Annotated in this window: 15 protein-coding genes and 2 tRNA genes; 4 read left to right on the top strand and 13 right to left on the bottom strand. The window is 62.5% G+C overall.

The annotated features are described in order from the left end of the window. Positions 1-3 precede the first annotated feature (3 nt). The 6 genes from CHX26_RS04995 to CHX26_RS04970 all read right to left on the bottom strand — a co-directional run bounded on the left by CHX26_RS04995 (position 4) and on the right by CHX26_RS04970 (position 5,874). A complete protein-coding gene (locus CHX26_RS04995) occupies positions 4-2,202 on the bottom strand; it encodes a hybrid sensor histidine kinase/response regulator (RefSeq protein ID WP_335682317.1) in 2,199 nt (732 codons plus the stop codon). Next, a complete protein-coding gene (locus tag CHX26_RS04990; protein ID WP_233997280.1) occupies positions 2,202-3,356 on the bottom strand; it encodes an FIST N-terminal domain-containing protein in 1,155 nt (384 codons plus the stop codon). The genes CHX26_RS04995 and CHX26_RS04990 overlap by 1 nt, the downstream gene beginning before the upstream one ends. Positions 3,357-3,458: 102 nt before the next feature. Next, the gene (locus CHX26_RS04985) at positions 3,459-3,875 is read right to left on the bottom strand and encodes a DUF779 domain-containing protein (RefSeq protein WP_104941421.1); all 417 of its coding nucleotides are present in this window, start codon (positions 3,873-3,875) and stop codon (positions 3,459-3,461) included. A gap of 130 nt (positions 3,876-4,005) precedes the next feature. After that, complete coding sequence (gene adh, locus CHX26_RS04980) at positions 4,006-5,526, bottom strand: aldehyde dehydrogenase (RefSeq protein ID WP_104941420.1); 1,521 nt, start codon at positions 5,524-5,526, stop codon at positions 4,006-4,008. Between the two features lie 148 nt (positions 5,527-5,674). Beyond that, positions 5,675-5,750 (bottom strand) — tRNA-Thr (locus CHX26_RS04975). Positions 5,751-5,800: 50 nt separating this feature from the next. Next, a tRNA-Cys gene (locus tag CHX26_RS04970) sits at positions 5,801-5,874 on the bottom strand. Between the two features lie 137 nt (positions 5,875-6,011). Here CHX26_RS04970 and CHX26_RS04965 point away from each other — a divergent pair. Both CHX26_RS04965 and CHX26_RS15595 read left to right on the top strand, forming a co-directional pair. Beyond that, positions 6,012-6,791 (top strand): thioesterase family protein, encoded by a 780-nt coding sequence (locus tag CHX26_RS04965; protein ID WP_104943269.1) that lies wholly within the window; start codon positions 6,012-6,014, stop codon positions 6,789-6,791. Between the two features lie 771 nt (positions 6,792-7,562). Beyond that, entirely contained in the window at positions 7,563-8,363 is an 801-nt protein-coding gene (locus CHX26_RS15595; protein WP_146107660.1) for a hypothetical protein, read from the top strand. A gap of 116 nt (positions 8,364-8,479) precedes the next feature. Here the strand turns inward: CHX26_RS15595 and CHX26_RS04960 are convergent, their stop codons facing one another. From CHX26_RS04960 to CHX26_RS04930, 7 genes are all read right to left on the bottom strand, one after another. Then, positions 8,480-9,298 (bottom strand): crotonase/enoyl-CoA hydratase family protein, encoded by an 819-nt coding sequence (locus tag CHX26_RS04960; RefSeq protein ID WP_104941419.1) that lies wholly within the window; start codon positions 9,296-9,298, stop codon positions 8,480-8,482. 92 nt (positions 9,299-9,390) lie between these two features. Continuing rightward, positions 9,391-9,786, bottom strand: coding sequence for a winged helix-turn-helix domain-containing protein (locus tag CHX26_RS16050; protein ID WP_233997279.1), 396 nt, complete (start codon positions 9,784-9,786; stop codon positions 9,391-9,393). Then, positions 9,783-10,205: a JAB domain-containing protein gene (locus tag CHX26_RS04950; protein ID WP_104943267.1), complete on the bottom strand. Its 423-nt coding sequence runs from the start codon at positions 10,203-10,205 to the stop codon at positions 9,783-9,785. The genes CHX26_RS16050 and CHX26_RS04950 overlap by 4 nt, the downstream gene beginning before the upstream one ends. 59 nt (positions 10,206-10,264) lie before the next feature. Further along, complete coding sequence (locus tag CHX26_RS04945) at positions 10,265-10,816, bottom strand: hypothetical protein (protein WP_146107659.1); 552 nt, start codon at positions 10,814-10,816, stop codon at positions 10,265-10,267. Beyond that, positions 10,776-11,120 (bottom strand): hypothetical protein, encoded by a 345-nt coding sequence (locus CHX26_RS04940; protein ID WP_104941417.1) that lies wholly within the window; start codon positions 11,118-11,120, stop codon positions 10,776-10,778. The genes CHX26_RS04945 and CHX26_RS04940 overlap by 41 nt, the downstream gene beginning before the upstream one ends. A 25-nt stretch (positions 11,121-11,145) precedes the next feature. Further along, positions 11,146-11,748, bottom strand: coding sequence for a helix-turn-helix transcriptional regulator (locus tag CHX26_RS04935; RefSeq protein ID WP_104941416.1), 603 nt, complete (start codon positions 11,746-11,748; stop codon positions 11,146-11,148). Between the two features lie 104 nt (positions 11,749-11,852). Then, positions 11,853-13,052: an LL-diaminopimelate aminotransferase gene (locus tag CHX26_RS04930; protein ID WP_104941415.1), complete on the bottom strand. Its 1,200-nt coding sequence runs from the start codon at positions 13,050-13,052 to the stop codon at positions 11,853-11,855. Between the two features lie 159 nt (positions 13,053-13,211). On the opposite strand from CHX26_RS04930, the gene CHX26_RS04925 reads away from it, so the two are divergent. Both CHX26_RS04925 and CHX26_RS04920 read left to right on the top strand, forming a co-directional pair. Next, positions 13,212-15,116, top strand: a complete 1,905-nt coding sequence (locus CHX26_RS04925; RefSeq protein ID WP_104943266.1) for a PHA/PHB synthase family protein — start codon at positions 13,212-13,214, stop codon at positions 15,114-15,116. Between the two features lie 113 nt (positions 15,117-15,229). Beyond that, the gene (locus tag CHX26_RS04920) at positions 15,230-16,036 is read left to right on the top strand and encodes a phasin family protein (RefSeq protein WP_104941414.1); all 807 of its coding nucleotides are present in this window, start codon (positions 15,230-15,232) and stop codon (positions 16,034-16,036) included. Positions 16,037-16,078 lie beyond the last annotated feature (42 nt).

Below are 16,078 nucleotides of genomic sequence, written 5' to 3'. Positions count from 1 at the left end.
GCTCTAGGCTGGCATGGCCAACTGCCGCAGCAAGGCGCGCAGCTGGGCAGGTTTGACCGGCTTGGTCAGGATCGGCAGGCCTGCCGCGTCGAGTTTGGCGCGGACTTCCTCGCTGCGGTCTGCCGTGACAATGGCGGCGGGCAGATTGCCGCCATGCACAGCACGGATCCGGGCAACCGCTTCATCGCCGGTCAGGCTGTCTTCGAGATGATAATCCGCCAGCATAAGCGACAGGCCCGATCGCGCCGCTGCGATCACTTCGGGATGATCGGGACTGACCGCAGTAATCGCCGCATGCCCCCAGTTTTCCAGCAAGGCGCGCATTCCGGCGAGGATCGATTCGTCGTTGTCGATCACCAGGATGGCACCTGAAGCAGCGGCCTGGCGACGACCGGGCCGAATCGGCGACGGGGAATCGCTGCGCGCAGCCTCAGCCGCAGGCAGCGTGATGGCGAAGGTCGACCCCTCGCCCAGCGCCGATTGCAGCGCGATCCTGTGGCCGAGCTTGGCACAGCTGCGCCGCACGATTGCAAGGCCAAGCCCGTGTCCCGGGATCTTGCGCGTCGCATCGAGACGCCGGAACTCCTCGAACACGAAGGCCTGCTCATGCCGGGCGATACCCGGGCCGGTATCGATGATGGCAACCGTCACCTGATCGCCCTCACGCCGCGCCGTCACCTCGACCTTGCCCGCGGCGGTATAGCGGATCGCATTCGAAACAAGGTTCTGCAGCACCCGGCGGAGCATCTGTGCATCGCTCGTGACGAACAGGCCGGTATGCGCAACATCGAACACAAGCCCGCGCGAACGGGCGAGCGGCGCGAATTCGACCCGCAGCGCCGAGAGCATCCGGTCGAGATCGATGACGCGGATTTCCGGCTGAATCGCCCCGGCATCGAGGCGCGAGATCTCGAACAGGGATTCCAGCAGATCCTCGACCGAATCGAGCGCGATTGCCGTCTGATCGACCAGCCCGCGCGTGCTTTCGGCCAACCGTTTCTGATCCAGCGCCGAAACGAACAGCCGCGCCGCGTTGAGCGGTTGCAGCAGGTCATGGCTGGCTGCGGCAAGGAAGCGGGTCTTGGACTGGTTGGCGAGTTCCGCCTCATCCTTCGCCTCTGCCAGCTGGCGGTTGACTTCGACCAGTTCGGCGGTGCGCTGCTTGACCGCCCGGTCGAGTGTCTCTGCGACTTCGGTCATGCTTTTCTGGAAGCGGATGCGGTCGGTCACGTCGTCAAAGGCAAAGGCCATGCCGCCAGTCGCCAGCGTCACCGAACGGATCACGAAATTGCGGCTGCCCAGCATGCATTCGGTGCTGATCCTTGGCCCGCGCCCTTCGCGCCATTCGACCGCCTGCGGCCGGTCCAGCCGGCATTGTTCGATACAGTGGTTCACGAAAGCCGCGTGGGTGCCGATATGGCCCTCGATGTCGCGGTTCAACCGCAGCATGTTCGCCAGTTCGTCGTTCCAAGCCTGAAGCTGCCCCTTCGGCCCGAACAGGCAGGCGCCTTCCGACAGGGTATCGAGCGTGGACTGCAGCGCGAGGTTACGCTCTGCCAATTCCCGAGCGCGCTGGCGGGCATCCTCGGCCTTTACGCTGGTGATATCGGTATAGATGCTGACGGTTCCGCCTTCACTGGTACGCAGCTCGTTGATTTGCAGCCAGCGACCATCGGACAGCAACTGGACGTGCGCACCGGCGTTGCGATGGCGAGCGAGCCGATCCTGCTTCCAGCGTTCGGGGGCGACCAGCGATCCGATTGCGCTACCGTTTCCTGACAGGAGATCGACCAGTTCGCCGAAGGTGGGGCGGCTGTCGACCACGTCGCGGAATTCGGGCCAGATTCTGAGAAAGGCGGTATTGCACATCACCAGCCGGTCGTCGGCATCGAACAGAGCAAAGCCGTCGCTGAGGGATTCGATCGCATCGCGCAGACGCGCGCGCGCAGCATCGGCATCGTGGTGAGCAGCTTCGATCTGGGCGTTGATCGAAGCAAGCTTGACCATGGCTTCTTCAAGCTCTCCGGTACGTCCCCGCACCATCGCCTCCAGCGTGATCGCATTCTCGAACAGCGAGAAGGCGCCACCCTGAAGGTCACTGGCGCGTTCGACACGGTCCATCAGCGCGGCGTTGATCGCTTCGAGCTTGCGCACCTTTTCGGTCAGCCGGGCAACCTCGTCGCTTTCGGGCGCGGCCATCATCAGCGACCAATGGCCAGACAGCTCAGCGTCTGGTTGAGATGGGCGGCACGAAACTGTTCGCCATAGGTGCTGAAACCTGCCACCCGGTTCCTCGCATAGATGTCCGACACCCGGCCCGCGGTCTGGCTGATCTCGGCATCGATGCGGTTCAAAACGCAATCAAAGCACAGGACATGGTCGATCTCGCCCACCTCGTCGCGCATCCGGGCGAAGAAGCCTTCCATCCGGGCGATCTTGTCCACCGGCTCGCCGATCCCCAGCACGATCCCGCGATCGACGGCGCCATAGAAGGTCAGACTGCCGTCGGGGTTGGCGGTCTGGATCGCGCGAACATGATAGGTGCCGCCAGCGCGCACCATCGGCGGGTGGGCAGCGAAAAAGGCGGTGTCGAGCTCGGCCCCCGCTGAACCTGCAAGACGGCGATACTCGTCGGCGGCAGGGCTCGCGTTGATTTCATGGACGATACGCTTTTCCGGGTCAGCCGCCGTCACCACCATCCGGGCCGCGCCGGGTTCATAGAAACACTCGGAATAGACCTGCATCGGGCGCGCGCTGGTCAGCATCACGATCGCTGCTGTCCCGCTGCGGAATGCCCCTTCGCACAGCACCCCGGTTTCGCTGAACAGCAAGCCGTCGCCGCTTGACCCGCCGATCAACGGTATGTCGCCCAGCGCATCCTGCACCGTCATGGTCAGCAATTCCTCACGGTGCGAAAGCCCGTCGACAAGGAACAAGGCCACCTGGCTGGCCGCTTCGCCCAGAATGCGCCCCTCATGCTTGGCATTTGCGACAAGGTGGCGAATCTGGCGCTGGGCATCCTCACGATCGAAACCGTCGATGTCGGTGACGTGCAGCACCCGGAAGGTGAAATCCTCGGCCGGGAAGCCCATGAATTGCAGGCTGTCGACATCATAACCGCGTCCGGTGATTTCGCCCGCGCTCGTACATCCTGCGAGCGGAAAACCCCCAATGCGCCGACCAAGTGCCGCTGCCAGTTCTTCGCGCGGATAGCGGCTGGAACAGAAGATGATCCCGCCGGCCAACGCGCGTCCGTCAATCGCGCGCGCGATTTCAGCGACAGCCTCATCCGGGCAGGCAGCGTGCGAACTTGCAACGACAAGACCGCCAGCCGCCGAAGGGCGCGGTGCGTGCAATGGTCTCTCCCAAGTCTCCCGAGAGGGCATTGCCCTCTCCCCTACGCAAGTGTGTTGGAATTTTTTCCCTGCGGCAAGTGATTTAAGGCCCCGCATGGAGGATCACTCCGCCGACCAGTCCGCCCCCGACGCAGGATCGCCGGTGGCTGCGAGCATGGCGGCCTCTTCATCACTGAAAACCCGGCTACGGGTAACGAAACGCACGCCTTCGGGCGCCTCCAGGCTCATGCCAGAACCACGACCGGGCACCACGTCGATGGTGATCTGAGTATGGCGCCAATATTCGAACTGGCGCGCACCGATCCAAACCGGAGTGTCCTCTGCGATATGGCCGAGCAGCACATCCTGCCCACCCACCCGGAATTCGCCGCGCACGAAGCACATCGGCGCGGATCCGTCACAGCAGCCGCCTGACTGATGGAACATCAGCGGTCCGTGGCTTGCCGTCAGCCGTTCGATCCATTCCTGCGCCGCCGGGGTCGCCAGAATGCGGGCGGGCGGGCGTGCTGGCTGGTTCACTTTGCCTCTCTCCTCACGAACAAGTTCGGGGCGGACAACCCGTGATGAGCCATCCGCCCCGTGGGGACTTCCGCAAGCCGCGCGCCAGAGAGAGAGGTGGTGCGGGAGACGCGACTTGCGGTGACCTGGCTCAGAAGAAGCCCAGCGCCTTGGGGCTGTAGCTGACGAGCAGGTTCTTGGTCTGCTGGTAGTGTTCCAGCATCATCTTGTGGTTCTCGCGCCCGATGCCCGACTGCTTGTAGCCGCCGAAGGCCGCGTGGGCCGGGTAGGCGTGGTAGCAGTTGGTCCACACCCGGCCCGCCTCGATCGCGCGGCCGAAGCGATAGCAGGTGTTGGCATCGCGGCTCCACACCCCGGCGCCGAGGCCGTAAAGCGTGTCGTTGGCGATGGCGAGCGCCTCGTCATTGTCCTTGAAGGTGGTCACCGACAGCACCGGGCCGAAGATTTCCTCCTGGAAGATGCGCATCTTGTTGTGGCCTTCGAGCACGGTCGGCTTGACGTAGTAGCCCTCTACCAGTTCGCCTTCGTGGATATGGCGGCCACCGCCGGCCAGCACCTTCGCGCCTTCGCCCTTGCCGATTTCGATGTAGCTCAGGATCTTCTCCAGCTGATCGTTCGAAGCCTGCGCCCCGATCATGGTGTCGAAATCGAGCGGGCTGCCCAGCTTGATCGCGTTCACCCGGGCAATCGCCTTTTCCATGAAGCGGTCGTAGATCGATTCGTGGACTAGCGCGCGGCTCGGGCAGGTGCAGACCTCGCCCTGGTTGAGCGCGAACATCGCGAAACCTTCCAGCGCCTTGTCGAGATAGTCGTCATCCTCGCGCATCACATCGGCAAAGAAGATGTTGGGGCTCTTGCCGCCCAGTTCGAGCGTACAGGGGATCAGGTTCTCGGAGGCATATTGCATGATCAGCCGTCCGGTGGTGGTTTCCCCGGTGAAGGCGATCTTGGCGATGCGCGGGCTAGTGGCGAGCGGCTTGCCCGCCTCAATGCCGAAGCCGTTGACGACGTTGACGACGCCTTCGGGCAAGAGGTCGCCGATCACTTCCATCAGCACCATGATGCTCATGGGGGTCTGTTCGGCGGGCTTCAGCACCACGCAATTGCCAGCTGCCAGCGCCGGGGCGAGCTTCCATACCGCCATCAGCAGCGGGAAGTTCCAGGGGATGATCTGGCCGACCACGCCCAGCGGTTCGTGGAAATGGTAGGCGATGGTGTCGTGATCGATCTCCGAAATCCCGCCCTCCTGTGCGCGCAGGCACCCGGCGAAATAGCGGAAGTGATCAACCGCCAGCGGCAGGTCGGCGGCGGTCGTCTCGCGGATCGGCTTGCCGTTGTCGATCGTCTCGACCAGCGCCAGCATGTCGAGATTGGCCTCGATCCGATCAGCGATGCGATTGAGGATGTTCGCACGCTCGGTGGTCGAGGTGCGCCCCCAGGCGGCCTTGGCCTTGTGCGCGGCGTCGAGCGCCAGCTCGATATCTTCAGCGCTGCCGCGCGCCACCTGACACACGCGCTTGCCGTTCACGGGCGAGATATTGTCGAAATACTGACCCTTTACCGGCTGGGTCCAGCGGCCGCCGATGAAATTGTCGTACTTGCCCTTGATCAGGGACTTGCCTTCGAAATTGCTCAAAGCCTGCTCAAGCATGGTGCTTCTCCTCTCGCCACACGGCCTTCTGAGCCGAATGTGCGCTTCGGAGCGGCGCTGGCCAATTGTACCTTAGGCGAATAAGCTAACCACGCGCGGCACGGCCCGCCTACCCGAGCAGGTCTGGAGAACGGCGATAGGCGGAAAATGGTGCCGCTTACGTGACTCGAACACGTGACCCCATCATTACGAATGATGTGCTCTACCGACTGAGCTAAAGCGGCATTCCTGCTCGCGCCCCTAATGGTGCCGGGACGCGGGCGCAATGCAAAGGTGGAGGCCCGAGCCGGAATCGAACCGGCGTATACGGATTTGCAGTCCGCTGCGTCACCACTCCGCCATCGGGCCGAGCCTTCCGGGGACGATGCCCCGAACGGAAGCGGCGCACTAGCGATTCGGCGCGCCCTTGGCAATGTATGATTGGGCGAGCCCCTTCCCTAACGTCAATCTGGACGAGGCGCGCAGCAGGCGGCATGGCATCGGCCATGACCATTGCCAGCCTGCTCGAACCCATCACCGGCCAGCCCGGCCCTGCCCGCCTGACCCACGCCGCCGACTGGATGCAGGGACGCACATTGTACGGCGGAGCCTCCGCGCTGATCGCCTACACCATGGCCACCCGCGCCTTTTCCGGGCTGCCACCCTTGCGCGCCGGGCAGATCGCCTTCGTTGCGCCAGTGGGTGAGGAGATCGTGCTGACCGCTGAGATCGTCCGCCAGGGGCGCAATGTCACGCAGGTCCGCAGCGAGATCCTCTCCGAGGGCCGCGTTGCCCTGAGCGCCTTCTGGCTGTTCGGCGAAGGGCGCGAGGCCAATGCGCTTGCCCCCGCCGCGCCGCCCGAAGACTGGCCCGGCCCGCCCGAGGACAATGCCGAAGTCACCCACGGCTTCGCGCCTGCCTTTGTCGCCAAGAACTTCGCGCTGCGCCACGGCCAGACCAAGGGCGCAGATCGCGGCGCGACCGTGCGGCGATGGGCGCGGCTGACCGAGGATCACAGCCTCGACCCCGTATCCAAGCTCGTCCTGATGGGCGACGTCATGCCGCCGGGCGCGATGCGGGCGATGCAGCGCGTTGGCCCGATCAGCTCGGTCAACTGGTCGTTCAACGTGCTCGACCCGGAAAGCCAATCACGCGATGGCTGGTATCTCGCCGAAAACGCCAGCCAGCACGCCGACGCAGGTTATTCCTCGGAACGACTGCGGATGTGGGACGCCGATGGCAAGCAGGTGCTCGACGGCATCCAGTGTGTTGCCGTGTTTGGCTGAGCAGGTCAGCCGGGGCCGTGTTCGGCTGAGCCTGCCAGAGCTTGACAAACTTGACACCCTGTCAAGCTGGCTGATTGCGATTTATCCTATGAAAAGCAATGTCTTGCCTGCCAATCCGTCAGCTTGACGGACAGGGGGGAGAGGGCCTTGTCTGGCGCCTCTTGCGGCCTCGCGGGCCGTGGGATGACAATGGGAAAGAGCCGGGTGCGGGCCAGTATAGGCGCGCAGGAGGCTGTAGGAAATTGCGGCTGTGGCTGTCGGTGGTTAAGGGCCGACATCCGCAAACCGATCACGAAGCTGACAGTCAGATTTTCCGTCTTCCCGGGCTTGACCCGGGACCCCGCTTTCTTTGCTGACAGGCGGAGAAAAAGGCAGCGCTCCCCCGGATCAAGTCCGGGGAACCGGTCTGGCGAAGTGGCAGCAAACCACCAACCATCGGTCATAAGCGAAGCACACGCTCGATCCCGAAAGCAGTAGGGCGGCTTTTCCCCGCTTCTGAAAAATTCCCGCCATTCGGCTATCGACCCCGGAGCGGAAGTCAACTCGTCGTAGCCTCGCTATGACTTTGGTAACTTGCTCTTTCTCCGATGCCCCGAGTGTGGAACCTTGCTCCGGTAAAATTCCCTACCGAAGCGGGTCTGCCCATAGAAAATCGAACATTCTCTTTTGGGCACTCTATGCAAGATGATTACACGCGACGCCCATATAAAAGCGTTGCAAAAATTCGCTAGTGTGGGCAAACACCTGTATAGATGCAAGGGAGGGGGAACTATGCGTACGCTTAAATTGCTACCTGCCGCTGTTGTTGCAATTACCACCTCGGGGTTAGCTCAAAATAGCACTCCGCTGGCAGAGCCTATGACAATTGATGAGCTCGCAATTTCGACGCACGCCAACGAACAATCTGGTGCAAGTTATACTCCTCTTGGGACGGTTACGAAATCAGCGGAGCCGCTCGCTGGGAGAAAATATCTGACACCCACGAAGGCCACTTCCTTGCCTGACGTTGGAGGGAAGGAAGTTTCTCTGGTTGGCATGCCGTCTGCCGACATCCTCAAGAAACTCTCTTTGGTCGATGAGCGTGTTACGATCGAGAGAATCGACAAAGATGGTCGGCTCACCTCGGTGGTTGGCAGTGTGGCAGCATCAAAAGGGACGTACCGTGTAAATTATTATTATTATCGCTACACGATCAGACCATGTACCGCTGGAAACATAACAGAGGGCGGTATAGCAATTGGTATCGGGCTTCGCCTAACTGCCGATATCACTACAACCAAGTCATCCCTGAATATAGGAGGGCCAATGCCACTTGCAGTTGCGGCCAGCCAAAACCGAGCAAAAGGTAGTGTTAGGGTTCAATCCTTTGGGGTAAGCTCCGGGTCAGCTGCACTTTCGCCGTATTTGTCCTCCTCAGGGGATTTGTCGACTGAAGCGCTAAAGAAAGCCATGGAGTCTTTCGGAGTAATTAGGGCTGTCACAGAGACTGGTAGTTTGACAGCTGAGCCGTACCATCTTTTTGTTGAGTCAGGCGATATTGGTAAATGTTTATCTGGGTTAGTGCCAAAGTAAGGTCGTATCCTCTTTCATAAAATAAGGCCGCAAAGCCGCCGTTCGCCTTACCACCCAGTTGCGGCCATGAGCAGGGCTGATGCGCAATCCCCAATGCGGACGCTGGCCGCGTCGGCTTACACGTCTTCGAAGTTCGGCTTCCTGCGCTCCATTTCGGCCATCACCGCTTCGACCTGATTGCGGCTGCGCATGATCGCGTGCTGTTCGATGCTTTCCTCCATCAGGATCGCATTGGTGTCATTCTCCCACATGCCGGCCTGCAACCGCTTGGCGGCGCGGATGGCGTGGGGGTTCTTGAGCGCGATCTGGCGGGCGATGGCGAGCGCGCGGTCACGGGGGTTGTCATCGACATAGGTCGCCAGCCCCAGCGCCTGCGCTTCTGCGCCGTTGAATTCACGGTTGGTGTAGATCAGCTCGCGCAGAACGTCGTCGCGCACCAGCCCGCGCCACAGCACATAGCCGCCCATGTCGGGGACAAGGCCCCACTTCATCTCCATGATCGCCATCCGGGTTTCCGGGTGGACGATGCGGATATCGGCCCCGCTGGCGATCTGGAGGCCGCCGCCGAAACACACGCCGTGGATCGCGGCGATGACTGGCACGGGGAGCTTGCGCCACTGCATCGCCACCTGCTGCGGGCGGTTGGCGTTGCCATAGGTGCGTTCGGTCAGGGCAGGCTCGTCCTCGGCCGGCTTGCGCGAGAAATTCGACAGGTCGAGCCCGGCGCAGAACGCCCGGCCCTCGCCCGACAGCACCACGGCGCGCAGGCCCTTCATCCGCTGGAGCGCGCTGCCTGCCTCGATGATGCGTTCGAACATCTCGGGGTCGAGCGCGTTCATCTTGTCGGCGCGGGTGAAGCGAACCTCGGCGACGCCATCTTCGCCAAGGGTGATGGCGACGCGGTCATTGGCGAGCGTGGTGGCGGTTGCGGACATGATAGGCTGATCCCTCAAGGCTGAAAGTGCGCGCGAGATTGGCCGATCCGACTGCCCCTGTCCAGAGCCTCGCCCCAGCCCCGTGCAGGGTCTCAGGCCGGTCGCGGAACCGCCAATACCGCCATTCCGGAAGGCGTGGGAAGATCGAGGAAGTAGCCGCCGTCGGGGTGGGTCGCGATCAGGCGCGACAGGCCGAAAGGTTCAAGCTTGGCCCGCACCCTTGCCACATGCACCGCTACGCTGTTGGTCTCCGGCTCGAAGTGGATGCGCCACACTTCGGCCAGCAGTTCGCGCCGGGTCATGCGCTCACCCGGCTGTTCGGCCAGCCGCCACATCAGTGCAAATTCGCGGGGGTGAAGACCAAGCCAGCAGTCATCCACCCGCCCGTCACGGTGGAACAGATCGAGCGTGATGTCGCCCGCTTCGCGAAAGCGCGGGATCAGGGTGTCATTCGCGGGGAATTGGTCCGCTCTTGAGATGGCGTTCACAACAGTCCTCCTGCTCGCATCGAATAGACCGCCTTCGCCGTGAAGATCAGGTGATCGATCAGGGCGATATCGAGCGCCCGCGCCACTTCGCTCAGCCGGCGGGTGGCGGCAATGTCGCAGGCGCTGGGTCGGCACTGTCCGGAAGGGTGGCTATGCGCCAGGATGATGCCGACCGCATCATGGCGCAGGGCCTCACCCAGCAGCGCGCGCATCCGGCCGGAAAGGGCGCTCATGCTGCCAAGGCCGAAGGGCGTATCGCCAAGCCAGGCGCTGTTGGCATCGACAAAGATCGCATGACCGCGCTCGTGGGTGGCTGGCGGGGCCAGCACGACGCTGCGCAGGTAGGCGATCATCGCCGAGGTGCGCTGCTCCTGTGTCATGACAGGCTCGCGCGGAAGGCTGCGGATTTGAGTCAGCATGGCGTCTCCGCGAAGCGAAAGGGGAAAGGTGCATATGGCATCGGGCGCATTCCCAGCCGTCAGGCGCGCAACCAGCCCGGGCCGGGTGGCGCCAGCCGCCATTCGCGGTAGGGGCCAAACCGCTGCTCGCGCAGGACATGACGCGCAAAGCCGCCGATCAGCAGCAGCAATTGGCAATAGGACGGACCGATGATGAGCAGCGCAAACGCCATGGGCGAGACGCTATCGACCACCGCCTTGATGCTGTGCGCCGCAAGGGCCACCAGCTGGAAACCGGCGATCCACAGCGGATAATTGCGATTGGCATGAAGCGCGATGCCGACGAACAGCGCTGCCGCGATCACATCGAGAAAGACATAGGCAGCAGCAAGGACGCTCGACGAAGCCGCATCGGGCTGCAACCACCACATCACATAGACGGGCAGCACCATCGTCGCGATGAATACCGCGATCAACCAACGCTCCGGCCCCCGTCCCCAGCGCCAGATCGCGCCCGCCAGAATGAGGCTGACAAGATGCTGGGCGGGGGCCCGGTACGCGTTGAAGAAATCGAGCATGTCGCCCATCGGTTCAGGCTCGCTCCCGCTCCCGCTCGGCCGGAGCAGCAGCAAGGTCCGCCTTGGGGATCACGGTTGGCTCTCCCAGATCGCCACCCGCATGAACCCGGGCCAGTTTGCTCAGCTCGTCATGCACCCTGAGCAGGTTGCTCGACATGGCGAGGGCGTGACTTTCCGCCTCGGTCAGGCGCACCAGCGCACGCTGGCCGGTATAGACTTCGATCTGCGGGTTTTGCCGGGCCACCAGCATGGCCTGCTTGAGCCGCGCCATTGCAATGATTGCCTCATCGGAAAGCGCCTCGGCCTCGCGGATGAGTTTCTTGAGATGCAGCGCATCGACAGTGATACGATTTTCCATCGGTTTTCCTCTGCGGAGCCGGTGCTCACCCGGCCACGACCCCAGTTTCCGCGGAGTAGTGCGCCTTGCCTTCCGTCGCCTCGCTCAGCGTCATTGCTGCGGTTACCGCAAGAACCACCGAAGCCAGTATGCCCGATGCAATCCCGACAATGGCGCCCAGTCGAAGCAGGACGGCATGCTCACCATCGAGCACTCCGGGGACAACCTTGGGTTCGCCTGGCTTCAGCCAGGGCGCCTGCTCGATCAGCGGCATTGCGTCGCTCAGAACAAGCTGACCCGGGTCATCCCGAGGCCCGAAATCAGCCAAGTCAGGCGTCGGGTTAACCTGCGTTTTTGTGTATGCAGCTTCACTGAAGGGCTTCAGCAAATCTGCATTCGCAGTTTCGCCCAGGTTGTTTTCCGGGGGTGTTTCGGCATCGGTGGGCGTCTGTGTTGCGCGGTAGTTTTCGACCAGTTCGCCAAGGCTACCGGCATCGTAGATGTCCTTGAGCGCGCGGATATGCTGATTGATCCGCGTTTCGGACACGCCAAGTTCAAGCGCGATGACCTTGATCGGTACGCGGCGATCAATGCGTTCCATAACGGCGCGCTGTCTGTCGGTCAGCCGCCGAGCGGCTCCGGACGCCATGTGCCATTCCTCCAGAAATCTATCCCGGTCGTCAGCAAGCTAACGCGATTCGCCGCAGATTTCTTCTATTTTGGACGGATTTGTACAATAAGCGCCCGGCGAACCTAGGCAGCCGTGCTGTTGACGCCCTTCGACTGGAGGTAACGCTTGATGTTGCGCGCTGCCTGCCGCAGCCGCTGCTCGTTCTCGACCATGGCGATCCGGACATAGCCTTCGCCATTCTCGCCATAGCCGACGCCCGGCGCCACCGCGACTTGCGCTTCCGTCAGAAGCTGCTTGGAAAACTCGAGACTTCCCATCGACTTGAGCGCCGGGGGCAACGGAGCCCAGGCGAACATCGACGCTGGCGGCGGCGGGATATCCCAGCCAGCCCGGCCAAACGCCTCCACCATCACGTCGCGGCGCTTGTGATAGAGCTGACGGTTGGTATCGATGATGTCCTGCGGGCCGTTCAATGCCGCACAGGCCGCCGCCTGAACCGGGGTGAAGGCGCCGTAATCAAGATAGGACTTCACCCGCGTCAGTGCCGCGATCAGCTGCTTGTTGCCGACCGCGAAACCCATGCGCCAGCCAGCCATCGAATAGGTCTTGGACATGCTGGTGAATTCGATCGCGACATCCTTGGCCCCCGGCACCTGCATGATCGAGGGCGTTGGCTTGCCGTCGAAATAGAGTTCGGAATAGGCAAGGTCGGAAACGATCCAGACCTGATTTTCCTTCGCCCAAGCGACGAGCCGCTCGTAAAACGGCAGTTCTACCGTCTCAGCAGTTGGGTTGGACGGGTAGCTCACCACCAGCACGCTGGGGCGCGGCACGGTGAAATTCATCGCCCGATCGAGCGATTCCCAATAGTGGTCATCGGGCGTCGTGGGAACCGAACGGATCGTGGCGCCGGCAATGATGAAACCGAAGGTGTGGATCGGGTATGACGGATTGGGCGCCAGCACCACATCGCCCGGCGCAATGATCGCGGTGGCGAGACTGGAAAGGCCCTCTTTCGAACCCATCGTCACGACGACTTCGGTATCGGGATCGAGCTCCACGCCAAAGCGGCGCGCGTAATAGCCCGCCTGCGCGCGGCGCAAACCGGGGATGCCCTTGGACTGCGAATAGCCGTGCGCGTCGGGCTTGGCCGCCACTTCGCACAGCTTGTCGATCACGTGCTGCGGCGGGGGCTGATCAGGGTTGCCCATGCCAAGGTCGATGATGTCCTGCCCCGCAAGCCTTGCGGCATGACGCATGGCATTGACCTCCGCGATCACGTACGGCGGCATTCGCTTCATGCGGTAGAACTGGTCATTCATGTCACGTCATCACCTTGTCTTGCGCAGGCCCGAGGGGCCGCGCCGGGCTCTCCCTAGGCGAAGATGGCCGTGAGTGGGAAGGCGTTTTCGGCAATTGCGGCGCGCAGCAATTGGCGGCACAACCAGCGCGCGACGCGCAAGAGGGACGAGTTCGAGGCCATGACAGACGATACCAACCCGATGCAGGCGGCAGGCGAAAGCCTCAAGGGCTTCCTCGCCATGCAGGGCGAGGCGATCCGCGAAATGATGGGCGCAAAGGGTCTGGAACCGCTGATGTCGCAAGGCATGGATACCAGCGAGGTCGCCGAATGGGCGGCAACCGGCGCGCAATTGCAGCAACTCTGGCTTGATTTCGCGGCACATCAGGCAACGCGGGCCGCGAGCAAGGTTGCGACCGGCGCAAGCCCGATCGACCCGGCGCAATGGCTGGTGATTTCACAGTCGATGCTCGGGCAGCTGCCCAAGGGGATGTTCGAAGCCTCGGCAAAGCTGGCGCAGGATCAGATGCAGCTGTGGTCGGGCGTGATGCAGAGCTTTGCTGCCGGCGCGCTTGGCGGTCAGGCTGCCGAAGCTCCCGATGCCGCTGCCCTACCCCGCAGCGATCGCCGCTTTGCCGATCCGGCGTGGCGCGAGCATCCTGCTTTCCTGCTGCTCCACCAGACCTATCTGATGCTGGCCGACCACTTCCGGCAGGCGGTCAAGGGCATGGAAGGGCTGGATCCGCTGAAGCGCCAGCAGCTCGAATTTGCCGTCGGCGCGCTGGCCGAAGCAATGAGCCCGGACAATTTCCTGGCCCTCAATCCGGTGGTGCTCAAACGCACGATGGAAACCAAGGGCGCCAATCTGGTGCGCGGGATGCAGCACCTCATCAACGATCTGAAGCGCGGGCAGTTGACCCACACCGACCCGGAAGCCTTCAAGCTCGGCGAAAACCTGGCCGCCTCGCCCGGCAAGGTGGTGTATGAAACGCCGCTTTATCAGCTGATCCAGTACACCCCCTCGACGGAAGACGTGCTGGAAGTGCCGCTGGTGATCTTCCCGCCATGGATCAACCGTTTCTACATCCTCGACCTGACACCGAAGAAAAGCTTCATCAAATGGGCGGTCGATCAGGGCATTTCGGTGTTCGTGGTGAGCTGGAAATCGGCTGACGCAAGCATGGCCGACGTGGTGTGGGACGATTACATCCGCGCCCAGATCGAAGCGATCGACCATGTGCGCGCGCGGCTCGATGTTCCCGCCGTCCACACCATCGGTTATTGCGTGGCCGGCACGACGCTGGCGGCAACCCTGGCGGTGCTGGCGCGGCGGGGTGAGGCCGACAAGGTCAAGTCCGCCACCTTCTTCACCGCGCAGGTCGATTTCGAGCGAGCAGGCGACCTCAAGCACTTCATCGACGAGGGCCAGCTGGACATGATCGGACAGCTGTCACCGCAAGGCTATCTCGACGGGCGCTATCTTGCGGCGACCTTCAACGCACTGCGCGGACGCGATCTGATCTGGAATTACGTCGTCAACAACTACCTGCTGGGCGAAGATTACCCGGCCTTCGACCTGCTGCACTGGAACGGCGATGTCACCAACCTGCCGGCCAAGTGGCACAATGCCTATCTGCGCGATCTCTACCGCGACAACAAACTGGTGGTGCCGGACGCATTGGAAGCAGACGGGACGCCGATTGATCTGACGCAGGTGGCCACGCCGAGCTTCGTGCAGGCGGGGCGCGAGGATCACATTGCGCCTGCCGAAAGCGTGTGGCGCATCACCCGGCACTTTACCGGGCCGATGGAGTTCCTGCTGGCCGGGTCAGGCCATATCGCGGGCGTGGTCAATCCCCCGGCGGCGGGGAAGTATCAGTACTGGGTGGGCGACAGCGCCGCGCCCAGCCTCAAGGATTTCGTCGCAGGCGCCACCGAACATCCGGGTAGCTGGTGGCCGCACTGGCTGGAATGGCTCCACCGCCAGTCCGATACCCGTGTGCCTGCGCAGGGCAAGCGGGTTCCCGGGGGCAAGGGCGACAAGATCATCGAGGACGCGCCGGGACGCTATGTGAAGACAAGATAGCTTCAAAATCCTGATTTCATATAGATTCCTACGTTTTTGTGCGCTGCACAAAAATGCTTGACTTCGCACCCGCACTCGCTATTTTGTGCAGTGCAACATGAAGCGAGGTCATCATGTCCGAAGTTGAAAACACTGCTGCTGAAGTGAAGGCTCCCGTCGCCAAGATCGACGCCGCCGCCGAGAAGGCTTACGCCGAAGCCTCGGCCAAGGCCGTCGAAGCGCCGAAGGTCGAAGCCGTCCCGGCCGCGAAGAAGATTGCTGCACCCAAGAAGGCCCCGGTCGCCCGCAAGGCAACCCCGGCCAAGAAGGTCGCAGCCAAGACCGTCAAGAAGACGGCCGTCAAGAAGACCGCCACCAAAACCACTGGGGTCAAGAAGCCCGTGCTGGCCAAGAAGGCTGCCGCCAAGGTGAGCAAGCCCGCCACCCCCAAGACCAGCGCGCCCAAGACCAACCCCGTCATCAAGCTCAAGGATACCATCATGGCCACTGCCAAGAACGCCGACATCACCGCCACCGCCAAGGAAATGCTGGCTGACGTCCAGACCCGCGCCAAGACCGCCTACGCTCAGAGCACCGTGCTCGCCAGCGAAGCGACCGAATTCACCAAGGCCAATGTCGAAGCCGTGGTCGAAAGCGGCAAGATCTTCTTCACCGGCGCACAGGACCTGCTCAAGGACAACGTCGAAACCGGCAAGACCGTGCTCGAAACCGTCACGGAAGACGCCAAGAAGATCGCCGCGATCAAGTCGCCGACCGAACTGATGCAGCTGCAGGGCGAAATCGCCCGTCGCAACTTCGACGCCGTGGTTGCCTATGGCTCGAAGCGCACCGAAGCCTGGGTGAAGCTCTACAACGATGCCTTCGCCCCGATTTCGAACCGCGTGAGCGTGGCCGCCGAGAAGATCTCGAAGGCTGCCTAAGCGAAAGATTTCTGGACCGGGCCTCTCTCCTCTCTCTCCCAA

Source organism: Porphyrobacter sp. HT-58-2 (assembly GCF_002952215.1).
GTDB lineage: Bacteria > Pseudomonadota > Alphaproteobacteria > Sphingomonadales > Sphingomonadaceae > Erythrobacter.
The sequence above is the reverse complement of the archived record's forward strand: the minus strand, read 5'-3'. Positions and strand labels throughout refer to the sequence as shown.

What these genes read in the sequence shown, in the direction of transcription:
- CHX26_RS04920 (WP_104941414.1), top strand. Translation starts at nt 15,230, where the DNA reads ATGTCCGAAGTTGAAAACACTGCTGCTGAAGTGAAGGCTCCCGTCGCC.
- CHX26_RS04940 (WP_104941417.1), bottom strand. Translation starts at nt 11,120, where the DNA reads ATGGAAAATCGTATCACTGTCGATGCGCTGCATCTCAAGAAACTCATC.
- CHX26_RS04930 (WP_104941415.1), bottom strand. Translation starts at nt 13,052, where the DNA reads ATGAATGACCAGTTCTACCGCATGAAGCGAATGCCGCCGTACGTGATC.
- CHX26_RS04995 (WP_335682317.1), bottom strand. Translation starts at nt 2,202, where the DNA reads ATGATGGCCGCGCCCGAAAGCGACGAGGTTGCCCGGCTGACCGAAAAG.
- CHX26_RS04950 (WP_104943267.1), bottom strand. Translation starts at nt 10,205, where the DNA reads ATGCTGACTCAAATCCGCAGCCTTCCGCGCGAGCCTGTCATGACACAG.
- adh (WP_104941420.1), bottom strand. Translation starts at nt 5,526, where the DNA reads ATGCTTGAGCAGGCTTTGAGCAATTTCGAAGGCAAGTCCCTGATCAAG.
- CHX26_RS04925 (WP_104943266.1), top strand. Translation starts at nt 13,212, where the DNA reads ATGACAGACGATACCAACCCGATGCAGGCGGCAGGCGAAAGCCTCAAG.
- CHX26_RS04965 (WP_104943269.1), top strand. Translation starts at nt 6,012, where the DNA reads ATGACCATTGCCAGCCTGCTCGAACCCATCACCGGCCAGCCCGGCCCT.
- CHX26_RS15595 (WP_146107660.1), top strand. Translation starts at nt 7,563, where the DNA reads ATGCGTACGCTTAAATTGCTACCTGCCGCTGTTGTTGCAATTACCACC.
- CHX26_RS04960 (WP_104941419.1), bottom strand. Translation starts at nt 9,298, where the DNA reads ATGTCCGCAACCGCCACCACGCTCGCCAATGACCGCGTCGCCATCACC.
- CHX26_RS04935 (WP_104941416.1), bottom strand. Translation starts at nt 11,748, where the DNA reads ATGGCGTCCGGAGCCGCTCGGCGGCTGACCGACAGACAGCGCGCCGTT.